General features: G+C 53.2%; 25 protein-coding genes. 15 read left to right on the top strand and 10 right to left on the bottom strand.

From position 1 onward, the window contains the following. Window positions 1-111: 111 nt before the first annotated feature. The 3 genes from ABD931_RS29415 (at window position 112) to ABD931_RS28415 (ending at window position 802) form a co-directional block, all read left to right on the top strand. The gene (locus ABD931_RS29415) at window positions 112-336 is read left to right on the top strand and encodes a DUF6934 family protein (RefSeq protein ID WP_440590452.1); all 225 of its coding nucleotides are present in this window, start codon (window positions 112-114) and stop codon (window positions 334-336) included. Window positions 337-438: 102 nt separating this feature from the next. Further along, window positions 439-585 carry a hypothetical protein gene (locus ABD931_RS28420; RefSeq protein WP_345271478.1) on the top strand — a complete coding sequence of 49 codons (147 nt, stop codon included), beginning with the start codon at window positions 439-441 and terminating at the stop codon, window positions 583-585. Window positions 586-622: 37 nt separating this feature from the next. Next, the gene (locus tag ABD931_RS28415; RefSeq protein ID WP_345271477.1) at window positions 623-802 is read left to right on the top strand and encodes a hypothetical protein; all 180 of its coding nucleotides are present in this window, start codon (window positions 623-625) and stop codon (window positions 800-802) included. Window positions 803-836: 34 nt separating this feature from the next. Here the strand turns inward: ABD931_RS28415 and ABD931_RS28410 are convergent, their stop codons facing one another. Next, a complete protein-coding gene (locus ABD931_RS28410) occupies window positions 837-1,385 on the bottom strand; it encodes a hypothetical protein (RefSeq protein ID WP_345271475.1) in 549 nt (182 codons plus the stop codon). Window positions 1,386-1,393: 8 nt separating this feature from the next. On the opposite strand from ABD931_RS28410, the gene ABD931_RS28405 reads away from it, so the two are divergent. The 4 genes from ABD931_RS28405 to ABD931_RS28390 all read left to right on the top strand — a co-directional run bounded on the left by ABD931_RS28405 (window position 1,394) and on the right by ABD931_RS28390 (window position 3,198). Next, on the top strand, window positions 1,394-1,570 hold the full coding sequence (locus ABD931_RS28405; RefSeq protein ID WP_345271474.1) for a hypothetical protein: 177 nt from the start codon (window positions 1,394-1,396) through the stop codon (window positions 1,568-1,570). Window positions 1,571-1,646: 76 nt separating this feature from the next. Continuing rightward, window positions 1,647-2,477: a CvfB family protein gene (locus ABD931_RS28400; RefSeq protein WP_345271473.1), complete on the top strand. Its 831-nt coding sequence runs from the start codon at window positions 1,647-1,649 to the stop codon at window positions 2,475-2,477. Window positions 2,478-2,561: 84 nt separating this feature from the next. After that, a complete protein-coding gene (locus ABD931_RS28395) occupies window positions 2,562-2,912 on the top strand; it encodes a type II toxin-antitoxin system RelE/ParE family toxin (RefSeq protein ID WP_345271472.1) in 351 nt (116 codons plus the stop codon). After that, window positions 2,893-3,198 (top strand): helix-turn-helix domain-containing protein, encoded by a 306-nt coding sequence (locus ABD931_RS28390; protein ID WP_345271470.1) that lies wholly within the window; start codon window positions 2,893-2,895, stop codon window positions 3,196-3,198. Before ABD931_RS28395 ends, ABD931_RS28390 begins: the two co-directional genes overlap by 20 nt. Window positions 3,199-3,225: 27 nt before the next feature. Here the strand turns inward: ABD931_RS28390 and ABD931_RS28385 are convergent, their stop codons facing one another. After that, window positions 3,226-4,320, bottom strand: coding sequence for an alpha/beta hydrolase (locus tag ABD931_RS28385; protein ID WP_345271469.1), 1,095 nt, complete (start codon window positions 4,318-4,320; stop codon window positions 3,226-3,228). 244 nt (window positions 4,321-4,564) lie between these two features. On the opposite strand from ABD931_RS28385, the gene ABD931_RS28380 reads away from it, so the two are divergent. Then, window positions 4,565-4,876 carry a hypothetical protein gene (locus tag ABD931_RS28380; protein ID WP_345271468.1) on the top strand — a complete coding sequence of 104 codons (312 nt, stop codon included), beginning with the start codon at window positions 4,565-4,567 and terminating at the stop codon, window positions 4,874-4,876. Window positions 4,877-4,904: 28 nt separating this feature from the next. Beyond that, window positions 4,905-5,195, top strand: a complete 291-nt coding sequence (locus ABD931_RS28375; RefSeq protein ID WP_345271466.1) for a hypothetical protein — start codon at window positions 4,905-4,907, stop codon at window positions 5,193-5,195. Window positions 5,196-5,206: 11 nt separating this feature from the next. Here ABD931_RS28375 and ABD931_RS28370 read toward each other — a convergent pair whose 3' ends face one another. The 6 genes from ABD931_RS28370 to ABD931_RS28345 form a co-directional block, all read right to left on the bottom strand. After that, window positions 5,207-6,448 (bottom strand): mandelate racemase/muconate lactonizing enzyme family protein, encoded by a 1,242-nt coding sequence (locus ABD931_RS28370; RefSeq protein WP_345271465.1) that lies wholly within the window; start codon window positions 6,446-6,448, stop codon window positions 5,207-5,209. A 260-nt stretch (window positions 6,449-6,708) separates the two neighbouring features. Next, complete coding sequence (locus ABD931_RS28365; protein ID WP_345271464.1) at window positions 6,709-7,782, bottom strand: FecR family protein; 1,074 nt, start codon at window positions 7,780-7,782, stop codon at window positions 6,709-6,711. Between the two features lie 41 nt (window positions 7,783-7,823). Continuing rightward, the gene (locus tag ABD931_RS28360) at window positions 7,824-8,027 is read right to left on the bottom strand and encodes a hypothetical protein (RefSeq protein ID WP_345271463.1); all 204 of its coding nucleotides are present in this window, start codon (window positions 8,025-8,027) and stop codon (window positions 7,824-7,826) included. 137 nt (window positions 8,028-8,164) lie between these two features. Further along, window positions 8,165-9,697 (bottom strand): glutamine-hydrolyzing GMP synthase, encoded by a 1,533-nt coding sequence (gene guaA / locus ABD931_RS28355; protein ID WP_345271462.1) that lies wholly within the window; start codon window positions 9,695-9,697, stop codon window positions 8,165-8,167. A 104-nt stretch (window positions 9,698-9,801) separates the two neighbouring features. Beyond that, window positions 9,802-10,077 (bottom strand): DUF7683 domain-containing protein, encoded by a 276-nt coding sequence (locus ABD931_RS28350; protein ID WP_345271461.1) that lies wholly within the window; start codon window positions 10,075-10,077, stop codon window positions 9,802-9,804. Between the two features lie 135 nt (window positions 10,078-10,212). After that, window positions 10,213-11,442 (bottom strand): exo-beta-N-acetylmuramidase NamZ family protein, encoded by a 1,230-nt coding sequence (locus ABD931_RS28345; protein WP_345271459.1) that lies wholly within the window; start codon window positions 11,440-11,442, stop codon window positions 10,213-10,215. A 64-nt stretch (window positions 11,443-11,506) separates the two neighbouring features. Between ABD931_RS28345 and ABD931_RS28340 the strand changes: the two genes are divergently transcribed. From ABD931_RS28340 to ABD931_RS28320, 5 genes are all read left to right on the top strand, one after another. Then, entirely contained in the window at window positions 11,507-12,730 is a 1,224-nt protein-coding gene (locus ABD931_RS28340) for an ABC transporter permease (protein ID WP_345271458.1), read from the top strand. A 166-nt stretch (window positions 12,731-12,896) separates the two neighbouring features. Further along, entirely contained in the window at window positions 12,897-16,397 is a 3,501-nt protein-coding gene (locus tag ABD931_RS28335; protein WP_345271457.1) for a methylmalonyl-CoA mutase family protein, read from the top strand. Between the two features lie 62 nt (window positions 16,398-16,459). Next, window positions 16,460-16,876, top strand: coding sequence for a DUF2267 domain-containing protein (locus ABD931_RS28330; protein WP_345271456.1), 417 nt, complete (start codon window positions 16,460-16,462; stop codon window positions 16,874-16,876). Between the two features lie 119 nt (window positions 16,877-16,995). After that, window positions 16,996-18,279, top strand: coding sequence for an acetyl-CoA hydrolase/transferase family protein (locus ABD931_RS28325; RefSeq protein ID WP_345271454.1), 1,284 nt, complete (start codon window positions 16,996-16,998; stop codon window positions 18,277-18,279). A gap of 153 nt (window positions 18,280-18,432) precedes the next feature. Continuing rightward, a complete protein-coding gene (locus ABD931_RS28320) occupies window positions 18,433-21,111 on the top strand; it encodes an MGH1-like glycoside hydrolase domain-containing protein (protein WP_345271453.1) in 2,679 nt (892 codons plus the stop codon). Between the two features lie 66 nt (window positions 21,112-21,177). Here ABD931_RS28320 and ABD931_RS28315 read toward each other — a convergent pair whose 3' ends face one another. After that, entirely contained in the window at window positions 21,178-21,660 is a 483-nt protein-coding gene (locus tag ABD931_RS28315; RefSeq protein WP_345271452.1) for a CHRD domain-containing protein, read from the bottom strand. Window positions 21,661-21,883: 223 nt separating this feature from the next. Further along, window positions 21,884-22,417: a CHRD domain-containing protein gene (locus ABD931_RS28310; RefSeq protein WP_345271451.1), complete on the bottom strand. Its 534-nt coding sequence runs from the start codon at window positions 22,415-22,417 to the stop codon at window positions 21,884-21,886. Between the two features lie 336 nt (window positions 22,418-22,753). Here ABD931_RS28310 and ABD931_RS28305 point away from each other — a divergent pair, with 336 nt between their 5' ends. Next, a complete protein-coding gene (locus tag ABD931_RS28305) occupies window positions 22,754-23,356 on the top strand; it encodes a TIGR04282 family arsenosugar biosynthesis glycosyltransferase (RefSeq protein WP_345271449.1) in 603 nt (200 codons plus the stop codon). Window positions 23,357-23,483: the final 127 nt, after the last annotated feature.

The following is a 23,483-nucleotide window of genomic DNA, read 5'->3' as shown; positions in this document are numbered from 1 at the left end:
AATGCCAATGAGTGGCTGAAGTATGTGCTGGAACACATCCTGACGATCAACCACAAAGACCTGCGGCAGTTATACCCCCAGCACTACAAAACCCGCTTTTCCTAGACGGGGTTGCTCGGGTGGATACCGTTAGTAGACGTTGATGAAAATGGAGCATATAGCGACCTTGTAATAAGTAACAACAATGATATGCCTAAAGTACTGGCCACCGTAGCCCAAACTTTAGTAGCATTCTTTCGCCTGCGACCTACATCTAGTGTCATCTTTCGTGGTAGCACTCCTTCCCGTACTCGTTTGTATCGGATGGCAATAGCAAAATCATTTGACCGACCTTGAACAAGATTTCCGTATCTTAAGTCTAACAAACGGCCGCTTTGTAGTATTTGAAAAGAACCATGAGTATGAAGCATTCGTTGTACAGGTAAAAGAAGACGTTTTATGAAGACTACAGAAAAAAAGAACAACGTTAAGGTAGCTTCTAAAAAACCTAAGCAGTTTAAAACTGCGGAAGAAGCGTTTCATGCCAAGCACCGTACGGTACGAGAGCTTCTGAAAAATGTCGATTTGAGTAAATTGAAGAAGTAGCCTTTTTTTAACAGATTTGGCTTCCTGTACTTCTCAAATGAGAAAAGCACTCCTGCTGAAGCGTCTTCAGCATTTACCAGATGAGTTTTCGCTAGACGAATTAATCGAGCGCTTGATTATCCTCGATAAGATTGACTCCGGCCAGAAGCAGTACCAAACGGGTCAAACGTTTTCACACGAGAACGTAAAAGAAAAGTTGTTCAAATGGCTGCAGTAGTCTGAACAGCACCTTTCTTCATACACTACACTTCTCACAACCTCCCTCCCGGCACCTTCCCTGCCTTTATGGCTGTCACCTGCTCAGTCGTAAAGACACTGGTTCTCAATAAAGTTTCATACTCTTGATAACAGCGAAACAGGTCGGCAATGAAATGCATGCGTTCCGGGAGGTTGGCCCAGTTCACGGCACCGGTCTCATGCAGACTGTCGGGTGTAGGACCGACTTTTGCCAATAGTGCCCGCAAATCCGGGTTCGTCAGGGTTTTTAGATTGGGCGGGAAGCTGTCGGGGAGGTCTTTGCCCAATTGCAATCGTTTATCAGGTGGTAGCGTGATGCTCATCAGGTGGGCGGTCAGCGCTGCGTGAACCTGCTGACTGGCCCTGGCGACCAGCGACTGAATTGCCTGGTCGAGCAGGGTGGTGCGCCGGAAAAACTCCAGCATAAACACCCGGAACTTGTCGACAAAGGGACTCTCCGGGAAGAGCAGGGCCAGCAGCCGCTTTTTCACGTCTTGCGGATCGATCGGCATCGCGTTGAGCGAATCAGCAATTTCGGGTTGCAGGCGCGTTTGTAACCCCACAAGCCGCCATGACCGGGCCGTTTCTCCGGCGCGAACACCGAAATAGTCTCCGCGACTACCTTGACCATTTCTACAAAGCCGTAGTTTTGCAGATCGAAAAGATTCAGGCAATAGACGACACCCTGCCCGCCAAAATGGAGCAATACCGCCGGTACCGGGCCGAACTGCGCCAAAGCCGGGAATAGTGTCTCTGCTGCCCTGCCCCGACCAGCAAACAGAACACCCGGTCGGGGTGTTTTCCATACGACCAGCTACCAGCCCATGATCAGAATAGGAACCATGAATCGCCTGCGGGCCGAACGCGACACCAGCGTCGGCGTTTTTCTGGAAGACGAACGCGGCAACGACGTACTCCTTCCCAACAAATACGTACCCGAAACTCTGCGGGAAGGCGATTTTATTGATGTGTTTGTCTACACCGATTCCGAGGACCGCCCCGTGGCCACCCTGCGGGAACCCTACATCCAGCGGGATGAATTCGGCTTTCTGGAAGTGGTATCCGTTACCAGTGTCGGCGCGTTTCTGGACTGGGGCCTGGAAAAAGACCTGTTTGTGCCCCACAAAGAGCAGAGCATCCCGATGCAGGTCGGTCGTCGGTACGTGGTGTACTGCTATCTCGACCGCGACACCGACCGACTGGTAGCCTCCAGCCGCATCAACCGCTTTCTGGACGACCGGGCCGATGACCTGGAAGAAGGCCAGGAAGTAGACCTGCTGGCTTATGAACATACCGACCTCGGCCTGAACGTCATCGTCAACAACCAGTACCGGGGTCTTCTCTACAAAAACGAACTGTTCCGCCCCGTCTCTCCCGGCGACCGGCTCACCGGCTACGTCAAGCGCATCCGGGAGGACAACCGGATCGATGTAAGCCTGCAACGGCAGGGCTACGAAAATATCGAACCCAACGCCCAGCGCATCCTCGACACGCTACAGGCCAATAACGGCTTCCTGCCCCTGAACGACGACAGCGCCCCGGAGGCTATTTACAAAACGTTTGAAATGAGCAAAAAAACGTTTAAGAAAGCGATTGGTACGCTATATCGGGAGAGAAGGGTTATAATAAAGGATGAGGGGATTTTTTTGGCTTGATGAACTGATTACAAGCTATAAAGAATGCTATGTTGGCCTCATTAGCTTTGTTTCACTTTGGGGCAACTTTTGTATCTTTGAACCGTGAACAAAGACACAAAGCACCGATCCGTCGTTTTCTACAAGGACTACTTCGAACAGTTTTTCGTTCAGCAGCGTGATAAGGTTAAAGCAAAGATTATCTGGACACTGACTCTGATTGAAGAAGTTGAGCGTGTACCGGAAACCTATTTAAAGCACCTGGAAGGAACTGATGGGCTTTATGAGATTAGAGTACAAGTGGGTGGTGATATCTTCCGCATATTCTGCTTTTTCGATGATGGGAAACTGGTCGTGCTGGCAAACGGGTTCCAGAAGAAAAGCCAGAAAACACCTAAGCAGGAAATTGAAAGGGCACTTAACATCAAATTAGCGTATGAAAGCGAAAAAAAATAATGTAATGACACTCAGTGAGTTTAAAGATAAGTACTATGGAAAGCCAGGCTCTGCGAAGCGGGAAGAACTTGAGGCTGGTTACGAGACTTTCAGGCTGGGTGCCTTATTACATGAAGCAAGGCTTGAAAAAGGATTGACCCAGGAGGAGCTAGCTGAAAAAGTGGGCACAACAAAATCGTACATCTCCAAAATAGAAAATGGGGTAAAAGAAGTCCGTTTATCTACCCTCCAAAAGATTGTTGAATTAGGACTTGGCGGACGCATACAGCTATCCATCAAACTTTAATCCGTTTGAGGTTGAGAGCAATATAGACTACCGCTTCCCCTTTTCAAACGCCAAATTATTCGTAAAGAACTGAAGCACCTTTTGCTCAATCCGGTCGGCAATTTTGTTGATGTGGTTGCCTTCGTATTCTTCGTAGGTGTGCGGAATCTGGTAGTTGGTTAGAATGCCATCCAGTACCTTGATGCTGGCGGCAATGCTGGCGTCTTTGTCCCCGGCATCAAACGCAATGGCCTTCATTTGCCGGATGTTTGAAATGTACTGGTCAATCATGGCCAGGGGTGCATTGGCCGCCCACTTCGCCAGCACGGTCGGCTGGGGCTCGCCGTTTTGCACCGGCAGGTCCAGGTAAAACGGCGCGTTGGTTGGGTTGGGCGACCACGCTGCCGCCGAGGCAAAGGCCGCTTTGGTACCGAAATCCGCCTTCTCCAGGTCGGCTGGCGTCTTTACCGCTTCTATCCGGGCAACAGCTTCCGGATTACGACCCGCATTGGCGTTCGGTGTCATGCAGCAGGGACTCAGCAGGTACAGACTGGAGAAGATTTCGGGGTGCTTCTGCCCGATCCGGATGGTGCCGTAGCCGCCCATCGAGTGCCCGGCCAAACCCCGGCTGGCAGCCTGCGGAATGGTGCGGTAATTCTTATCAATATACGCCACCAGTTCCTTCGCCACATAATCCTCCCAATTGCCCGTAGTCACCGAGTTGGAATACATACTGCCGAAGTAGCGGGTATAGGCATTGGGGGTGACAATAATCATTTCCTTTCCTTTTCCTTCGGCCAAAGCCTTTTCAATTACCTCCGGCAGATTAATCCAGTGTTTGGTGAAGCCGTACCATTGCGCGTCGCTATCGGTAAAGCCGTGCAGAAAATACACGACGGGGTAGCGCCGGTTCCGGTCCATTTTGTAGCTGGGCGGCAGATACACCGATACGTCGCGGTCCGGCGAGTCGCCTTCCAGATTCCCTTCCAGGCTCTTGCCGTGTACCTTGATACGCTCAACGGTGCCGGGCTGGACTGGCGCACTCTGACTAAGGGCAGGGATAGTGGAAGCGACAAACACGGCCAGAGATATAGCCAGATAAACGAACGCAGCCGGCTTGCTGCTGATACAATCAAAGTTCATGGGTAGGAAATAAGGGGTCAGGCTTCAAATATATCGGTTTCCGGCTATCTCATGCGGCACTGGCTCAATAAATACTTGCCGGACAATATCGCGCTGGACGCAGTCCGCGCCGGTAAAATGGTTATACAGGTCCGAATACGTTCGAAATTGAGATCAGCAATCCACCGGGATACACCTCTTTAGAACGCAGCCAAACCTTTACCTGCTTAGCCAGTTTCTTTAGTATCACAAAATACCAACGGCTATGAAAACAGACCGCAAAACACCCCAAACGGAGGTAGACATGCAGCAGGGCATTGCCGGTGCCAGGGCGCAGCTTGACCGGGATAAAGATGGTACTGAACTGGTAGGCTCACGTATGGGCCGACTTGACCCGGACAACTTCAAAAATCAAGGCCCTTCGGATAACGAGGATACCGATTCCGATAAACGGATGGACTCAGAAGCTATTAACGACGATTTCAACGACAGCTACCGCGTAAAAGGTGATACCAGCCATGACCGCGACGACAATTATTACCTCGGCAGTTCAACAGCAAGGACGAGTGGACTATAGAACGTTCTGTCAAAAAACATCAACAATCATGGAATCAAGAGACGAACGCTACGAACCCGGTGAAGACGAAAATCAGGGCCCACTCTCGGCCCTGGCGCGAAGTGAACAGGTTGACCCCGAAATTGGCGAGCCCCAGGTGCCCCGCCTAAGCCCGAACGCAATGAAGCGTACATCGGAGAAGTCCGAATCTGCTGAACAGGCTACCAGCGCCGACGGTACCAACAACACGCTACAGAACGCCAAAACGGTAGCCGCTGGTGATGCCGAGAATGCCGCCGGTAACCCGAATTATGAAGATGTAACGGGCGCAGGAAGTTAAGACGGATTTCATCAGACCACTCGCTCGGCTTCCTTCCAGATGCCTTCATCGTATTGAATGCCCAGACCGGGGGTGTTCGGAATGGCCATTTTGCCGTTTTGCACCTGGATGTTGGGCGAATACCAGGAAGCCGGTTTTTCGCCGGGGTTATACACAAACTCCTGCAGGCCGTACAGATTCGGGGCCAGGGCAGCTACCTGCCAGAAGGGGGCAATGAGCGGGTCGGCTTTGGGGGTATGGGGAGCGAACTGCTTGCCGTGTTGCCGCACAATCTCGGCTACCTGCAACGTTCGGAGTATACCGCCGTTGTAGTACAGATCGGGCTGGTAGAGGTCATAAACGCCCGTGCGGGCCATGCGCTCGAAGCGGTACAGGCTGCTGTCCTGCTCACCACCGGCCAGTATGATTTTCGATAGTGCCTGATTCACCTGCCGCATGCCTTCCTCATCTTCAAAGCTGCACGGTTCTTCGAAGATGGCCACGCCATAGCTCTCCAGAAACTTGCCGGTTTCGATACCTTCTTTGGTAGAAAACGAGCCGTTTCCGTCGGCGTAAATAACGGCCGCATCGCCCAGCTTTTTGCGCACCATCGGCACAAATTGCCGGGTTCTCCGGTCGTCTTCGGCAGTATTCTGCATCCGGCCCCCCACCTTGATCTTTACTCCTCTGGCCCCCGTGGCACTCCGTTTTTCGGCCAGCCGGTCCACTACACCCTCCACCGGCTCACCACCCCGGTAGAAATCAGAGATATATACCTCATAATCTGTCCGGATGGGTTTGCCCAGCAACGCATATACCGGTTTCCGGGCTAAATGCCCCAGCAGATCCCAGGTAGCAATCTCGACCGAGCCGATGCTGTTCCAGAGCGGCATGCCGGCGTATTTGTAATTGCTGTTGAGCCGGTAGGCATTATCCACCAGCTGCGGCAGGTCGCGGGCGTCTTTGCCAACAAAATGCGGCAGCACCAGTCCCTTCAGCAGCGACGTCAGGTTAGGCATCCGATCGTTACACTGCGTAATGCCCTTAGCTCCGTTTTCGGCCGTAACGACCAGCAGCATCCGTCCCTGCGTTTTCAACAACTCAACCGAGCGAATGATGACCGAATCCGGAATGGCTTTCTTCAAGTCTGGCAGCGGCCAGGTTGGTAAGGCATCAGCCGCAGCCAGGGCGGTCGCTGGCCGGGGGGCGGCACCCGTCAGGCCTAGGGCCGCCGTGGCTGTGAGGGTTTTCAGGAAATCAAGTCGGTTCATCATCGGGGTGAGGGTTACTTTTCGGTTTTGAGGTCTTTGTTCCTAAGGTACTTCTTTTCCAGCTGCTGATAAAAACCGGGTGGCTGATAATTCAGATTACTTCGCTTCAATATAAAACAGCAGGTCCCGCCAGGTACAGACGTCCGGATACCTGTTGGTGCCGGGGAGAATGGCTGTCCGCTGTGCCATGTCAGCCGGAAAATGAGCCGATGCATAGGCTTCGGCGTTGGCCGCGTGCGTGAATGCTCGTGTTGGATCAGGCGCTACGGGCGGAAATACGCCATTCCCATCGCGCCGGATGCCGTGCCCGTCCGGGTACTTGCCGTAACAGTTGTTGGCCAACGGTCGCTTCCAGGCGGTATCGGTCGCCCGGAAGCGACCGTTGGCCAACACCACCTGCGCCGTGCAGGGCATCGAGAGCCTATGCAGCACCAGCAGCCCGAACGTGGTGCCGGCGGCAAAACGTCCGGATTTACGTGTAGTGATTTCCATGGTACTTTAGAGGTTGGGGTAATAGCCAGGCAGATTAATTTCTCCTGACGGGTTACTGAAAGGTTAAATGCTTTTTCCAAAGCCAGCAGCAAACCATTCAGGTTGGAATCGGGCAGCGTAGCGGTCAGGCGTCGGCTGGCCAGCGCCGGGTCCGCAAACTCCACTTTGTAGCCGTAGTTGTTCTCCATGATTCGGGCTATATCAGACAGCGGTGTATCGTCAAATACGAGTTCGTCGGTAGTCCAGGCGGTGATCGGCTCCGGATTAATCCGGCTATGCAGGGCAATCTGCTGTTGCTCGGTCACCTCGACCAAGCCGCCGGGGAGCAGGTCCAGCGTGCGGGGGCTGCGGGCGTCGTCGACCTTCAGCCGGATTTTGCCTTCGTTCAGCACCAGCCGGACCAGCCGGTTGCAGGTCGATACATTAAACTGCGTTCCCAGCACCTCAACGGTTACGTTCCGTGCCTGTACCACAAATTTCACCGGACCACCATCGGCCCGCTTCTGTTTGCTGACGATAAAAAAAGCTTCGCCGTCCAGTTGAACTTGCCGTATACCATTGGTGCGTTCCGTCATGGTCAGCGACGAGTTGGCGTTCAGAACCGCCACCGACTGATCGGGCAGTGTCACCCGCCGGCGCTCGCCGTACCGGGTCTGCACCACAAACGGTTGGGGCGTTGCCTCCACCGGTACTGGCTGGGTGGTCGGCGTGGTTTTAGTGATAACCGGAGCGGTGGTGGGCTGAAGCAGCGAATTGGGGAACAGCGTCCGGTACGCAAAGAAGCCGATAACCACAGCGGCAACAGCGGCTGCCATACCCCAGCCGGACAATAGGGTCCGGTTCAATTTGTTCCGGTAACTACCGGGCGGTTCGGAAGCGGGTCACTTCAGCCTAGATCTGGTCGGGGCTGGTACTGCTGCATGGCCTTCACCACACGCATAGCCTCCTGCACCTCGGCCTGTCGGTCGGGGTGCCGCTCGATCCAATCGGTCCAGTAGTGTACAGCCTCCGGGTCAGTACCGGCAACAAACGCCCGGAAACCGGGATCACCGATTAGCGAGGAAGGGGTCGGTCTAAGGGTTCTATCCATCTGCGTTTTTCAGCAAGACGGAAGCTCTTTTCTTTGTTACCGGCCTTTCAAAAGAAAAGTAAAGAATTAAGAGTTATGAGTTAAAAAGCGTGCGCAAGCTAATCGCCGGGCGGCCCCATCTTAACTCTTAACTCCCCTTACTCCCACTCAATCGTAGCGGGTGGCTTGGAGGAGATGTCGTAGACGACGCGGTTGACGCCTTTAACCTTATTGATGATTTCGTTGGAAATATCGGCCAGGAACTCGTAGGGCAGGTGGGCCCAGTCGGCGGTCATGCCGTCGACGCTGGTTACCGCCCGGAGGGCGACCACGCGTTCGTAGGTACGCTCGTCGCCCATCACACCCACCGACTGAATCGGCAGCAGCATAGCCCCGGCCTGCCACACCTGATCGTAGAGGTCGTATTTTTTCAGGCCGTTAATAAAGAGGGCGTCTACCTCCTGCAGAATGGCGACTTTCTCCGGCGTAATATCGCCCAGAATGCGGATGGCGAGTCCCGGTCCGGGGAACGGATGGCGTTTCAGGATGTTATCGGGTATGCCTAAGGTGCGGCCTACCGCCCGAACTTCGTCTTTGAACAGGGTATTCAGCGGCTCCACCACTTTCAGCTTCATGAAATCGGGCAGGCCGCCAACGTTGTGGTGGGACTTGATGGTTGCCGAAGGGCCTTTCACCGATACCGATTCGATTACGTCTGGGTAAATGGTGCCCTGTCCCAGCCAGCTAACGCCCTCAATCAGGTGCGCTTCGTGGTCGAAAACCTCAATAAACGTGCGGCCGATGGCTTTGCGTTTGGCTTCGGGGTCGGTCAGGCCGGCGAGGGCGGTGTAGAATTGCTCTTTGACATCAACGCCTTTGACGTTCAGGCCGAGGTGCTTGTACGACTCCAAGACGCCTTCAAACTCATCTTTCCGCAGTACGCCATTATCCACGAAAATGCAGTACAGATTGCTGCCGATGGCCCGGTGAATGAGCGTAGCCGCCACAGACGAATCAACTCCGCCCGACAGGCCCATCACCACCTTATCGTCACCCAGTTTCTCTTTTAGCTGCGCAATGGTCGACTCTACAAATGACTCCGAGGTCCAGTTCTGCGAGCAGCCACAGATATCGACCACGAAGTTTTTGAGCAGTATTTTTCCCTGTTGCGAGTGCGTCACCTCCGGGTGGAACTGAATGCCGTAGGTCTCTTCGCCCGTAACCTGAAAAGCGGCTACCCGAACAGTTTCGGTGGAGGCAATGACCTGAAAGGTATCGGGAATACTGGTAATGGTATCGCCGTGTGACATCCAGACCTGCGTATTTACATCCAGGTCTTTCAGCAGCGGATTTTCGACATGAACGGTGCTGAGTTTGGCCCGACCATACTCCCGGATAGACGACGGCTGTACCTCTCCTCCGCTCGTATGGGCCATAAGCTGAGCGCCGTAGCAAACCCCCAGCAGCGGCATCTTGTGCCGGAACGCAGCCAGATGCACCACAGGCGCGTCGGCATCCCGGACAGAACAGGGGCTGCCGGACAGAATGACACCTTTGATGTCAGCGCTAATCGGGGGAATGTGATTATAGGGGTGAATCTCACAGTAGACGTTCAGTTCGCGCACCCGGCGGGCAATCAATTGGGTATACTGCGAACCAAAGTCCAGAATTAGAATTTGTTCAGTGGCCATGGTACGTATCTAAAATGCAAAATTATAGCATTTTGGATACGTACCCAAAAAGTCTCTGCGCTACAAACAATTTTGTGTGTAATTACGGTCGGCTACCGGAACGGTTACTCGTACATCTCAACAACCTGTGAACACTCTACATAGTAAATGTTTCGATCGAAATCGAACAAAATATCTTCGTCGGCCATGATGTGCGCATTCACCGGCGATATTTCGTAAAAGTCGTACATAAACGGGTCGTCCTGCGGTACGTCGAACCAGTAAATGTACTCATGCAAGGTAAAGTTCTGAAGGGTGAAGAACGTTATAAATTCTTCGGTATCCTTATCAAACACGGTGACAACACGGCGAACCGCGTACTCTCTGACATTGGTGTTCATGGTTAGATTAACAAGTACAAGTTACATCATATTTTCACTTAATTGGCAGTAAACATTAACTTTCAGCACAAATATAGTAACACGTTTGAATTGTAAAATAGCCGGAAAAAATCTCCGGCTACACATGACAAAAAATTATTGATACAATAAGTATTTCTTTCTAAGCGTCTTGTACTGGCCCAGTTCCGGCTCCCAGCTTTTGCGGATATTGGCCTCCGACAGTCCTCCTTTTATCTGGTAGCGCAACTGATCGCTGCCCGCCAGCCGGTCAATACCGTTGTTCTTCAGAAAGAACGCTTCCTTATCAGGTGCCTTCTGGTAGAAATCGATCAGGTATTTCAGCGTAATCTGGTCTTTGGGCGGCTCAATCTGCGACATATCCATGCCGTAGCACTGCTTCCCTTCCTGTGGCGGGTTTATGGCACCGGGCTTGTCGACGGGGGTGAACGTATAGCTGCCAAACGCCGGATCGGGGGCACCGATCACCTGAAACTGCTTGTCGGTGCCGCGTCCGACGCTGACGATGGTGCCTTCAAAAAAGCAGAGCGATGGATACCACAGTATAGCCCGCTGGTTGGGCAGGTTCGGCGAGGGCTTTACCGGCAGGGTGTACGGGGTCTGGTGAGAGTAGCCTTTTAGCGGAATAACGGTCAGGTTGGGTTGCACCCCATTTTTCAACCACTTTTCGCCGTTGATCATCTGGGCCAGTTCGCCGATGGTCAGGCCGTGGACGACCGGTATCTTGTGCATCCCGACAAACGATCTGAACTTCGGGTCCAGCACCGGTCCATCTACAAAGTGGCCGTTCGGATTGGGGCGGTCCAGAATCAGAATGGGCTTGTTGTTTTCGGCGCAGGCCTCCATGGCGTAGTGCATGGTACTGATGTAGGTATAGAAGCGCGTACCCACATCCTGAATATCGAAGATTAAGATGTCCAGCGAATCCAACTGCGCGGCCGCCGGTTTGTAGTTACTGCCGTACAGGGAGATGATGCTGACGCCCGAACGCGGGTCGCGGCTGTTGGCGATTTTTTCGCCGTCGGTAGCCGTTCCCCGAAATCCGTGTTCCGGTGCAAAAATGGATTTAACAGCAACCCCCTGCGCCAGTAATGTATCAACTAAATGGGTGTATCCGCCGTTCTTAGTACGAACAATCGATGTGTGATTGACCACCATGCCCACCCGTTTACCCTGTAGCATGGGCAGGTAGGCCGAAAACTGTTCGGCTCCGAGCTGTAGCGGCTCGCTGCCGGCGGGCTGGGCGGCCGGTGCCTGATTCTGATTCGGCTTTTTGTTCGACTGGGCCGTACAGCTCAGGCAGCCTATTAGCGCCAGGCCCATCAGGAAAAGAGATTTCACGTGCATAGAAAAGATTGTTCGGTTGCTAAATAAGGCATTATTTTGTTGCACCACAAAACGCCCAGTCGGCTTGAACGTCCCATTTTTTCTGGCCCGGCGCATTCGCCACGCGCCAACGGCCAGTTTTTCGGCTACCGTTACCAAAGTTGGCATTGCCAGTATTGCCGTCGGCCTGGCGGTGATGATCATTTCGTTTGCGGTATTGTTTGGTTTTAAACGTACCATTCAGCAAAAGATTTTCCTGTTTGGGGCACATATGCAGGTATCCCGATTTACATTGAACCTCTCGTACGAAGAACCGCCCCTGTTTCTGCGCACGAATCTGTACAAAAATGCCGGTCAGATTTCAGGGGTTAGCCATATTCAGGCGGTAGCCCAGAAAGCCGGTATCCTGAAAACGCCCGACGAACTGGCCGGTGCTGTTCTCAAAGGTGTTGGCAGGGATTATAACTGGGACTTGTTCCGCGAATCCATCATTGCCGGAAAACTACCCGCCGTGGCTCCCGATAGCGGCTACTCCACCGAAATTCTGATGAGCAGGCGCATGGCCGACCAACTGCGGCTGAAGGTCGGTGAGGGCGTCCCCATGTATTTTATCGGCAATCAGCTCCGCGCCCGCAAACTGAAGGTAGTGGGTATTTACGAAACCGGTCTGGAAGAGTTCGACAACACCATTGTGCTGGGTGATATCCGGCTCATTCAGCGGCTCAACAACTGGGGACCCGACTCCGTAGGCCGCTACGAACTATTTGTTAGTGACTTCGACCGGTTGGATCAGACGGCCCGGCGGGTGTTCGACGCCATGAGCCCGGATATGCGGCTACTGAAGGTAACTGACCAATACCGTCCGCTGTTCGACTGGATGGTGCTGCTGGACCGCAACACGGCGGTTTTTCTGGTGCTGATCCTGTTTGTGGCCAGCTTCAACATGGTTTCGGTGCTGCTGGTGCTGATGATGGAACGCACACCTATGATTGGCCTGTTGAAAGCTCTGGGCAGCAACAATCAGTTACTCCGACGCATTTTTTTCTACGTCGGCCTGAACATGATTATCTGGGGATTGCTCATCGGCAATGTAGTAGGCATTGGCCTTTGCTGGCTACAAGATGCCTACCAGCTGATTCCGCTCGACCCCAAAAACTACTACATGAGCTACGTTCCCATCGAGTGGGACTGGACCGTCATCATCATCCTGAACATCGCTACCATTATCCTGATCGCGGCTGTGCTCTGGATACCAACGCTGGTCATCAACCGCATTCAGCCGGTGCGAGCGCTGGTGTTTAAGAAATGAGAACCGGGAACAACAGATTAGAACCGGGATTTACAGGATTTTAAGGATTAATAGGATTATCTTTGTGGAAGTTTACCCTCTTCCCTTCAGGGGCGGTATGCCGATGTGGTTGGGGGTAAACAGCAAGACACTTCATCCTGTTAATCTGTAAAATCCTATTAAAATCTTGGTTCAGACAGCAGCACCATACCAGCCCAAAAATAAGATCCGCATTGTCACGGCAGCCTCCCTCTTCGATGGGCACGATGCGGCTATCAACCTCATGCGCCGGATCATGCAGGCCTCCGGGGCCGAGGTCATTCACCTGGGGCATAACCGCTCCGTCGCCGAAATTGTCGACTGCGCCATTCAGGAAGACGTGCAGGGCATTGCTGTAACCAGCTACCAGGGCGGACACCTGGAGTTTTTTAAGTACATGCACGACCTGCTGCGGGAGCGCGGGGCGGATCACATAAAAATTTTTGGGGGCGGGGGCGGCACTATTCTGCCCTCGGAAATAGACGAACTCCACGCCTACGGCATCACCCGCATCTATTCGCCGGACGACGGCCGCGCTATGGGCCTGCAGGGCATGATCAACGACCTGCTCGAACAATGCGACTTCCCAACCCGGCTCTGGGAGTTAAATGGCCAACTGAAAAAGCTGCCCGAAACCAAAAATACCAATCTGATTGCCCGGCTGATTTCCGTCGCCGAAAACGACCCGGAGCAATTCAGCCAATTAACCACTCTCAAACCGACAGCCGCTACCGATCAACCACAAACGTCACACCACCGGGCGGACCCGGTTAGCCGTCAAACGCCTGTACTGGGCATTACCGGCACGGGCGGAGCGGGTAAATCGTCGCTGGTGGATGAACTGGTGCTGCGGTTCCTGCGGCACTTTCCGGAGAAGACGCTGGCCATTATTTCGGTAGACCCCTCGAAGCGCAAAACGGGCGGTGCCCTGCTGGGCGACCGCATCCGGATGAACGCTATCAACGATAAGCGGGTTTACATGCGGTCACTGGCAACCCGGCAGTCGAACCTGGCGTTGAGCCGCCATGTGCAGGACGCTATTGATGTCTGCAAAGCCGCGCACTTCGACCTGATTATTGTGGAAACGTCGGGGATTGGTCAGTCGGATACCGAGATTACCGAGCATTCGGATGTAAGTCTGTACGTAATGACGGCCGAATACGGAGCCGCCACGCAGCTGGAGAAAATTGATATGCTCGATTTTGCCGACATCATTGCCATTAATAAATTCGATAAGCGCGGTTCGCTGGATGCCCTGCGGGATGTGCGGAAGCAATACCGACGGAACCACGGGGCTACCAACCCGGCTTTTTGGGAGATGCCCGACGAGCAACTGCCCATTTTCGGCACCATTGCGGCCCAGTTCAACGACGCGGGCATGAATGCGTTGTTCGCGAACGTAGTGGCAAAACTGGCAAAAGTTGACGATCGGCTGCAACTGCCTGCCGATGCCATTCACCAGACTACCACCAGCTCCAAGCCCAGCATCATTCCGGCCGACCGGGTGCGGTATCTGGCGGAAATCGTGGAAAGCAGCCGCCGGTACGACGAATTCGTCCATGAGCAGACCACCCTGGCCCGGCAACTGTACCAGCTTAAGGGTACCGTCGACCTGCTGGAAAAAGCCCCCCAGCCTACTGAAGGCGAACTATCTCCGGCTACCAACATCGGTTTGGCGGGTAAGCTACAGGGAATTTACGACGAACTCGAAAGCCGGCTGCACCCGGATTGCCGCCAGCTCCTGCAGCAATGGCCGGAAATGCAGAAGCGCTATACCGCCGACAACTACCAGTATAAGGTGCGGGACAAGGTAATTGAGCAGCCGCTCTACACCGAAACGCTGTCTCACCTCCGCATACCTAAGGTCAGCCTGCCGAAATACAGCGACTGGGGTGATATTCTGCGGTGGCTGCTGACCGAAAACGTACCCGGCGAGTTTCCGTACGCGGCCGGCGTATTCCCGCTCAAGCGCGAAGGCGAAGACCCCACGCGCATGTTTGCCGGTGAAGGCGGCCCCGAGCGTACCAACCGCCGGTTCCATTACGTTTCCAAAGGCATGCCCGCCAAGCGGCTCTCCACTGCCTTTGACTCGGTAACCCTCTACGGCGAAGATCCGGATTACCGGCCCGATATTTTCGGGAAAGTCGGCAACTCCGGCGTCAGCATCTGCACGCTGGATGATGCCAAGAAACTTTACAGTGGCTTCAACCTCTGCGACCCGTCTACCTCGGTCTCCATGACCATCAACGGCCCCGCTCCCATGCTGCTCGGCTTCTTCCTGAACGCAGCCATTGACCAGCAGTGTGAGTTGTGGCTGCGGGAGCAACCCCACCCCGCCTTCGGCACCCCTCCCCTAAAAAAAGGGGAGGGAACGGACTCCCCCTCTCCTTTTTTCAAGGAGAGGGGGCCGGGGGGTGAGGTAGGCTACAACGGCCCCCTCCCCGACGGCAACGACGGCCTCGGCCTGATGCTGCTGGGCACCACCGGTGATAAAGTGCTGCCGCGTGAGGTGTACGAGAAGATAAAAGCCGATACCCTCCGGCGCGTGCGGGGAACGGTGCAGGCCGATATTCTGAAGGAAGATCAGGCGCAGAACACCTGCATTTTCTCGACGGAGTTTGCCCTGCGGATGATGGGCGATATTCAGGAATACTTCACCCATAACCAGGTCCGTAACTTCTACTCCGTATCCATTTCCGGCTACCATATTGCCGAAGCGGGAGCCAATCCGATTTCACAGCTGGCGTTCACGCTGGCAAACGGCTTTACGTTTGTGGAGTACTACCTGAGCCGGGGTATGCACATTGATGACTTCGCACCAAACCTGTCGTTCTTCTTCTCGAACGGTATGGACCCCGAATACACCGTGATGGGGCGCGTAGCCCGGCGCATCTGGGCTAAGGCGATGAAGCATCTGTACAAGGGCAACGACCGGTCGCAGAAACTTAAATACCATATTCAGACCTCGGGCCGGAGCCTGCATGCGCAGGAGATTGCTTTCAACGACATCCGTACCACGCTGCAGGCGCTGCTGGCCATTTACGACAACTGCAACTCCCTGCATACCAACGCTTACGACGAGGCTATAACCACGCCAACGGAAGAATCCGTACGGCGGGCAATGGCTATTCAGCTCATCATCAACCGGGAGTTTGGACTCACAAAAAATGAAAATCCTTTGCAGGGCGCGTTTGTGGTCGAGGAACTGACCGATCTGGTGGAGCAGGCCGTGTACCAGGAGTTCATCAACCTCAACGAACGCGGAGGGGTGCTGGGCGCGATGGAACGCATGTATCAGCGCAACAAGATTCAGGAGGAGTCGATGTACTACGAGATGCTGAAGCATAACGGCAACCTGCCCATTATCGGCGTCAACACCTTTCTGGACCCCAAAGGCTCGCCAACCATTGTGCCGGAAGAAGTCATCCGCTCCACCGATGACGAAAAACGATACGCCGTCGAGTCGTGCCGGGCGTTCCAGGAGCGCCACCGCGCCGGGGCCGATACAGCCCTGAAACATCTGCAGGATACGGCACTGGCCAACGGCAACCTTTTCGAGAGCCTGATGGAGGCTACCAAAGTCTGTTCGCTCGGGCAGTTATCCAACGCGCTCTACGCCGTGGGCGGGCAGTACCGCCGGAATATGTAAAAAATCTGTCAAACCTGTTAACACCTATCGTGTTATCCCTTCAGACTAAAACGATAGGATATATGCAGTACAACGAATTTATTCACGAGGGCAAGCAGTTGCTCGGTCTGGAAAAAGAAGCCGACGTGATGCAGATAGCGCGGGCGTTTCTGCACACGCTGACCGAGCACATGGCCGGCAACGCTGCCGACAATCTGGCCGCCCAGCTACCGGAACCCGTTGCGGCACTAATCCGGGAAATTACCCCCGAAGACCGGGATCAGGGGCAGCGCTTTACGCTGGAGGAGTTTTATCTGCGGGTGGCTCACAAAGCTCACCTGGACGACGCTACCGCCCGGCGCTACACGCACGACTTTATGAAATTGCTGGGCGGAGCAATTACGGAGGGCGAAGTTGAGAAGCTTCGAAAGATCCTGTCGGCTGATTATGCGCCGTTATTTAACGGCATCAGCGGGGTGCCCAATGCACCTGTACGATAAAAAAGCCCGAAGGCCGGTCAGAAAAGCCGGCCTTTTTTATTGTAAATCACGGTTTTGTCGTTACTTGTTGCCTTTCTTTGAGTCTTAGTAATTTCGGTTTCGTTACCCCGCTTCTGTTCATGAGTAGCCTTATCCCCCTGGTGAGCCCTCAGCAGGCTGTTTCGTGTATTCAATCCGGCAATCGGGTATTTGTACACAGCGTCGCGCAGACGCCCCATACCCTGATCGATGCTATGGTAGCCCGCTCTGTAGAGCTAACTGATATAGAAATCGTTCATATTCATACCGAAGGTCCGCTGCCCTACCTCGACAAAAAATACCAGGGCATCTTTCGTGGCAATGCTTTCTTTGTCGGGTCCAACATGCGGAAAGAAGTCAATCAGGGTCTGGCCGACTATGTACCGATTTTTCTCAGCGAGATCCCTTTACTGTTCAGCAAACGCATTTTACCCATCGACGTGGCCCTGATTCAGGTATCTCCCCCCGATAAACACGGGTACTGTTCGCTGGGGCCATCGGTCGATGTGTCGCTGAGTGCCATTAAATCGGCGAAGTATGTGGTGGCGCAGATCAACCCCCATGTACCGCGCACCCACGGCGACGGCATGATTCCGGCATCGGCTATCCACGCAGCCGTGGAGGTTGATGAGCCCATTTATGAGGTCAACGTTGGGACTATTTCGGACGTAGAGCGTAAGATCGGGCAGCACATTGCCGGCCTTGTCGAAGACGGGGCCACCCTGCAACTAGGCATCGGCGGTATACCCAACGCCGTACTGGCGGAACTGATCCACCATAAAGGCTTAGGCATTCATACGGAGATGTTCTCCGACGGCGTTATCGATCTGGTGGAACGGGGCGTTATTACCGGCGAAAACAAACGGGTGCTGCCGTATAAAATCGTTTCCAGCTTTGTAATGGGCAGCCGCCGGGTGTATGATTTCATCGACGACAACCCGGCCGTTACCCTGAAAGAAGCCTCATACACGAACGATACCTCCATCATCCGGCGCAACCCAAAAGTGACGGCCATCAACAGCGCTATTGAGATTGACCTGACCGGTCAGGTCTGCGCCGACACCATTGGTACGTTTCAGTATTCGGGCGTGGGTGGCCAAATGGACTTCGTGCGGGGCGCGTCGCTGTCGGAAGGCGGAAAGCCCATTATTGCCCTGCCGTCGGTCACCAAAAAAGGAGAAAGCAAGATTGTCCCGTTTCTGAAGGAGGGAGCCGGGGTAACCACCACGCGGGCGCACGTACACTATATTGTTACCGAATACGGCATTGCCAATCTGTACGGCCAGAATCTGCGGCAACGGGCCAGAGCACTCCTTAACATTGCTCATCCCGACCACCGGGAAACCCTGGAGCGGCAGGCGCACGAGCGATTTGGGGCCTTATAGCCACCAAAGCCATAACATAGCTAACCCATTGGTTATAAGTTCTTACTATTTTACGGTTGAAAATACTGCTAATCTAGTTTCTGAATGCGATATTTGATAGTGCGCTTCTCTCGTAAGCAAGACAGAACCTGCCGTAAGTAAAGAAGTAACCCTATGAGTACACCTGCTGAAAAACTACGCGTAAACGATCGACCTGATAACAAAGGATGGAAGAAGTGGGGGCCTTACCTCTCAGAACGCTCCTGGGGAACGGTCCGGGAAGATTACAGCCCCTACGGCGATGCCTGGAACTATGTCAACCACGATATGGCCCGCTCCCGCGCTTACCGCTGGGGCGAAGAAGGTATCGGGGGTATCAGCGATAACAAAGGTCACATCTGCCTGGCCTTTGCCTTCTGGAACCACCGGGATAGTATCCTGAAGGAGCGGATGTTCGGACTGGCCGGGCCGGAAGGAAACCACGGCGAAGATGTAAAAGAACTCTACTATTACCTCGACAGTACGCCCACGCACTCCTACATGAAGATGCTTTATAAGTATCCGCAGCAGGAGTTTCCCTACAACCGGCTGGTGGTCGAGACCATGCGCCGTACCCGGTATGATTTTGAGTTTGAGCTACTGGATACGGGTATATTTGATAAAGACGAATACTTCGACATATTTATCGAGTATGCCAAGGCCGACGAAAACGACCTGCTGATGAAGGTAACCGTTTACAACCGCTCGGCCAAGCCGGCTCCGCTTACGCTGCTACCAACCATCTGGTTCCGCAATACCTGGTCGTGGGGTTATGAGCAATATGCCTACAAACCCATGCTCAACGGCATTGCCGGCAGCCAGATTGAAGTTAACCACAAACAACTGGGCAAGTTTAAGCTATACTGCGAAAAAGCCGACGAACTCCTCTTCTGCGATAACGAAACCAATACCGAGCGGCTGTACGGCCGCCAGAACCAGACCCCCTATACGAAAGACGGAATCAATAATTTCATCATTACAGGTCACCGGGAAAACATTAACCCAAACGAAATCGGCACGAAGGCGGCTGCCCGCTATGAAAAGATGATCGGGGCGGGCGAGAGCTATACCATCCGGCTTCGGTTTAGCGATAAAACGCAATTGCTCACCCCTTTCGGCAACTTTGACGATATATTTGAACTGCGAAAAAAGGAAGCCGATGAGTTCTACGACGCCTTGCAGAAGAACGTTGCCGATCCGGAACTCAGGGCTATTCAGCGGCAGGCCTACGCGGGTATGCTCTGGAACAAGCAGTTCTACTACTACAACGTCAACGAGTGGCTAAAGGGTGACCCCAAAATGCCGGTACCCTTTCAGGGACGGGTATATGCCCGGAATGATACCTGGAAGCATATGTACACGGCCAACATCCTGTCGATGCCCGATAAGTGGGAGTACCCCTGGTTTGCGGCCTGGGATCTGGCTTTCCATACGCTGACGCTGGCCCGGCTGGACCCCCATTTTGCCAAGCGCCAACTGGCCGTTATTCTGCGGGAGTACTACATGCACCCTAACGGTCAGATTCCGGCTTACGAATGGAATTTCAGCGACGTTAATCCACCCGTACACGCCTGGGCTACCTGGAAAGTTTACGAGATTGACAAGGAACTTAACGGCACCGGCGACATTGGTTTTCTGGAACGCGTGTTCCACAAACTGCTGCTCAACTTTACATGGTGGGTCAACCGCAAGGACGTGGCCGGTAACAACATCTTCGGTGGAGGCTTCCTTGGTCTGGATAATATCGGGGTGTTCGACCGTAGCCAGCCGCTGCCGGTAGGTGGCCGCATCGAGCAGGCCGACGGAACCGGCTGGATGGCCATGTACACGCTGAACATGCTCCGGATTGCCTGTGAGATCTCGCTGGTGCGCCCGTCTTACCAAGACATGGCCAGCAAATTCTTCGAGCACTTCCTGCATATTGCCGCAGCCATGAGTAACCTGGGTAAGCATAACATAAGCCTGTGGGACGAAGAAGACCAGTTTTACTACGATGTGCTGCACACGCCCGACAATAACGCCCGGCTGCTCAAGATCCGCTCAATGGTGGGCCTGATTCCGCTGTTTGCCGTCGAGATTCTGGACGAAGACATGCTTTCGAAGCTGCCAGACTTCAAACGGCGGCTGGAGTGGGTGCTGCGCAACCGCCCCGATCTGGCGTCACTTATTTCGCGCTGGCACGAGCCCGGTAAAGGCGCAACGCACCTGCTGTCGCTGCTGCGCGGCCACCGCATGAAAATGCTGCTGAAACGGATGTTCGACGAAACCGAGTTTCTGTCCGATTATGGGATTCGGGCGCTGTCGAAATACCATGAAGCGCATCCGTATGAGTTTGTGCTGAACGGCGAAGTGTTCCGCGTGAAGTACGTACCGGCCGAGTCGGAAACCAGCCTGTTCGGGGGTAACTCCAACTGGCGGGGGCCGGTCTGGTTCCCGGTCAACTTCCTGCTCATCGACTCGCTGCTTAAATTCTACCAGTACTACGGCGATGATTTTGAGGTGGAATACCCCACGCACTCGGGACAGGTCATGAGCATTAAGGACACGGCCATTCTGCTCGCCGACCGGCTGATCAATATCTTCCGCAAGGATTTCCGGGGCCATATACCGGCATACGGAAGCGTTAAAAAGCTTCAGCAGGACCCGCACTTCCGGGGCTTATACCTGTTTTTCGAATACTTTCACGGCGATAACGGCTGCGGCCTGGGGGCCAGCCACCAAACTGGCTGGACGGGTCTCGTTGCCGACCTGATCGAGTATGTTTATAAGTACCAGCCGGAGGGCGTAACAATAACTTCGGCGGTGAACAAATAGAAATCAGCAAAACGCCCAACACTTGAGTGTTGGGCGTTTTGCTGATTTCACCTTTAATTCAGAACATTATCTTTTTATATCGCCCCGAATCTCACCGGCAGGAAATCTACTGGTGTGAAGATTGACATATGTCTGGCCTGCATTCATGCTGTCAATTAAACTTTGTCTCAGGACTGCTGTTCCCGAAATCGGGGAGGTCGCCAGCATAGAGCCTGTTGTTGAGGCTGGCATTGTTGGGAAAGGAACAACAACAGGACCTGTACCATCGGCGTTTGTAATACGGTGAATATGCCCTGCTGTTGCGGTGGTTGTGGTCAGGCCGGCGTAGGTAACCGTATAGCTCAATACGCGGGTATCGTTGGTCAGCCTGCCGGCAAACGTTCCTGATCCCGTTGACGTAGTAGAGGTTGGCTTTTCCTGCGCACCATTAACTACCGCAGAATAAGAAGTAGTTGCAGGTGTTGGCGGAGTGGTATCATCTTTTTTACAGGCATTAAACAAAACCGTCATACTAAGAACTGTTGCTAAAAAACACCAAAAAGCTTTCATGATTTTCTGATTAAATAAGGACAGACAGATAATAACAGGTTTACACGTCTTTCTATAAGAGTATAGGCGGTAAGTTTGTTTAATTTTTAACTGAATTTAAACCTACTGACCCTTATCCCCCTCCCAATACCCGTTTATTTTACTCATGAAAAAAGCTACGGCAAAGACAATTGTCCCACCGTAGCTCTCTTTTTTATCTGACTGTATGGTGCTGATCCGATTTCTATTGCCTCGTGATGGTGCCGCCAATTGCACCGTTAGGGAAGCGTTGCGTCGTTATAATTACGTACGACTGACTATTATTACTGGTTAAGTTTGTAACAACGCCGGTTGGCAACGTTGCCGTTCCGGTAGCTGTACCAGACGTAGCCGTTGTCGACGTAGGTATGCCCGTCAGTGTGATAGCCTGCGGACCAGATGCCGTTGCTGAGGTTCCACTGTTAATATAAGCCCCCGTAACTGGTGTCGCCAGACCAGAGTAGGTTAGGGTATAACTCATTTGAGTTGGGTTAGTCGAGTTCACCACCCCCTGGAAATTGCCTGTCCCTGTAGCTGATACTGACACTACCGTAGCCGATGTTCCGGTACCCGAGGTTATAGTAGTAGACGTAGCCGTTCTTGACCCCGCCGGGGTGAGGGCGGCCGTATACGTTGTTGTTGTCACCGCAGGAATGGCATCATCGTTATTTTTTTTACAGGCTACAAACACTACTGCCATTAGCAAGACCGGTACGATTAACGAAAAGAGAGCTTTCATACTTTTTACGTGATTGGATAAACTAAACGTGAATTATTCCCTATAAAGAATATAGGAGTAATGTTTGTTTCAGCTTTTTATCTAAAATCCACAGCAGCCAGAGCAAAAACCCGCCATTCTATCAATTTTCTTAGTAATACTTAAAAATTTCAAACCATAGAACTAAACAATACGTATGTCTTACATTCCCGTCAATCTAACCTGCAGCACATTCCTTTGCTCACGTCTGTTGCTATCCTGATCTTTTCTCAACCGGTTGTCCCTGACTCGGTTGGTAAGGGCTTTTCCTGCAACCAGAGAAGTACTAAGAACGTAATTCGGCAGCTAAACAACCATGTGAGGCAAACTGCCTCCGCCACGGGCCTTCCTGTATTTTACTCCGAACAGTTAATTACCCATACCGGCTCTTTTGGTCAGCAGCTAACGGCTGCTATGAACGCAGTATTTCAGCAGGGCGTTGACCACCTGATTACCATCGGCAACGACTGCCTCGAACTGTCAGTTTCGCATCTGAAGCAGGCCGTCAGTCAGTTACAGAAACATCCACTCGTTTTAGGTCCCGACCGCCGGGGCGGCTTATACCTCATCGGATTATCCCGTCAGATTTTTCAGGATGCTCAATGGCTGGAAATACCCTGGCAGACTAATCGGGTTTGTGGAATGGTTAACAGGATATTCTCCTCTTTTTCTATAAGTTGGTTGCCTGCACTGGCCGATATAAATGGAATCGCAGATTTATATAAGTATCAAAGCACCGATGTCCGGGCACTTTGTCTGGTAACGTACCTGCTGACACTCTTATCCGGCCAATCGGGCCTCCTGATAACGCGGCCGATTTATCGTCGATCATGGACTGGTCTGCGCATCAGGTCGCTACGTGCTCCGCCCGCTACACCTTCTTCCCCGTTTCATTTTCACTACCAGTCAACGGCTCAGTAAGTTGCTGAAAGGCACAATCCTTCCTGCTTCTTCCTGTCTGTGAGTTGCCCTCCATACCGGGCTTCCCGGAGACACGCTGCTTTTTTTCTTCATACGCTATGATTTTAATGAGAAACACTATATACTA

It is taken from the genome of Nibrella viscosa, from assembly GCF_039541875.1.
Classification (GTDB): domain Bacteria; phylum Bacteroidota; class Bacteroidia; order Cytophagales; family Spirosomataceae; genus Nibrella; species Nibrella viscosa.
This window is presented reverse-complemented; position numbering and strand designations above follow the sequence as displayed.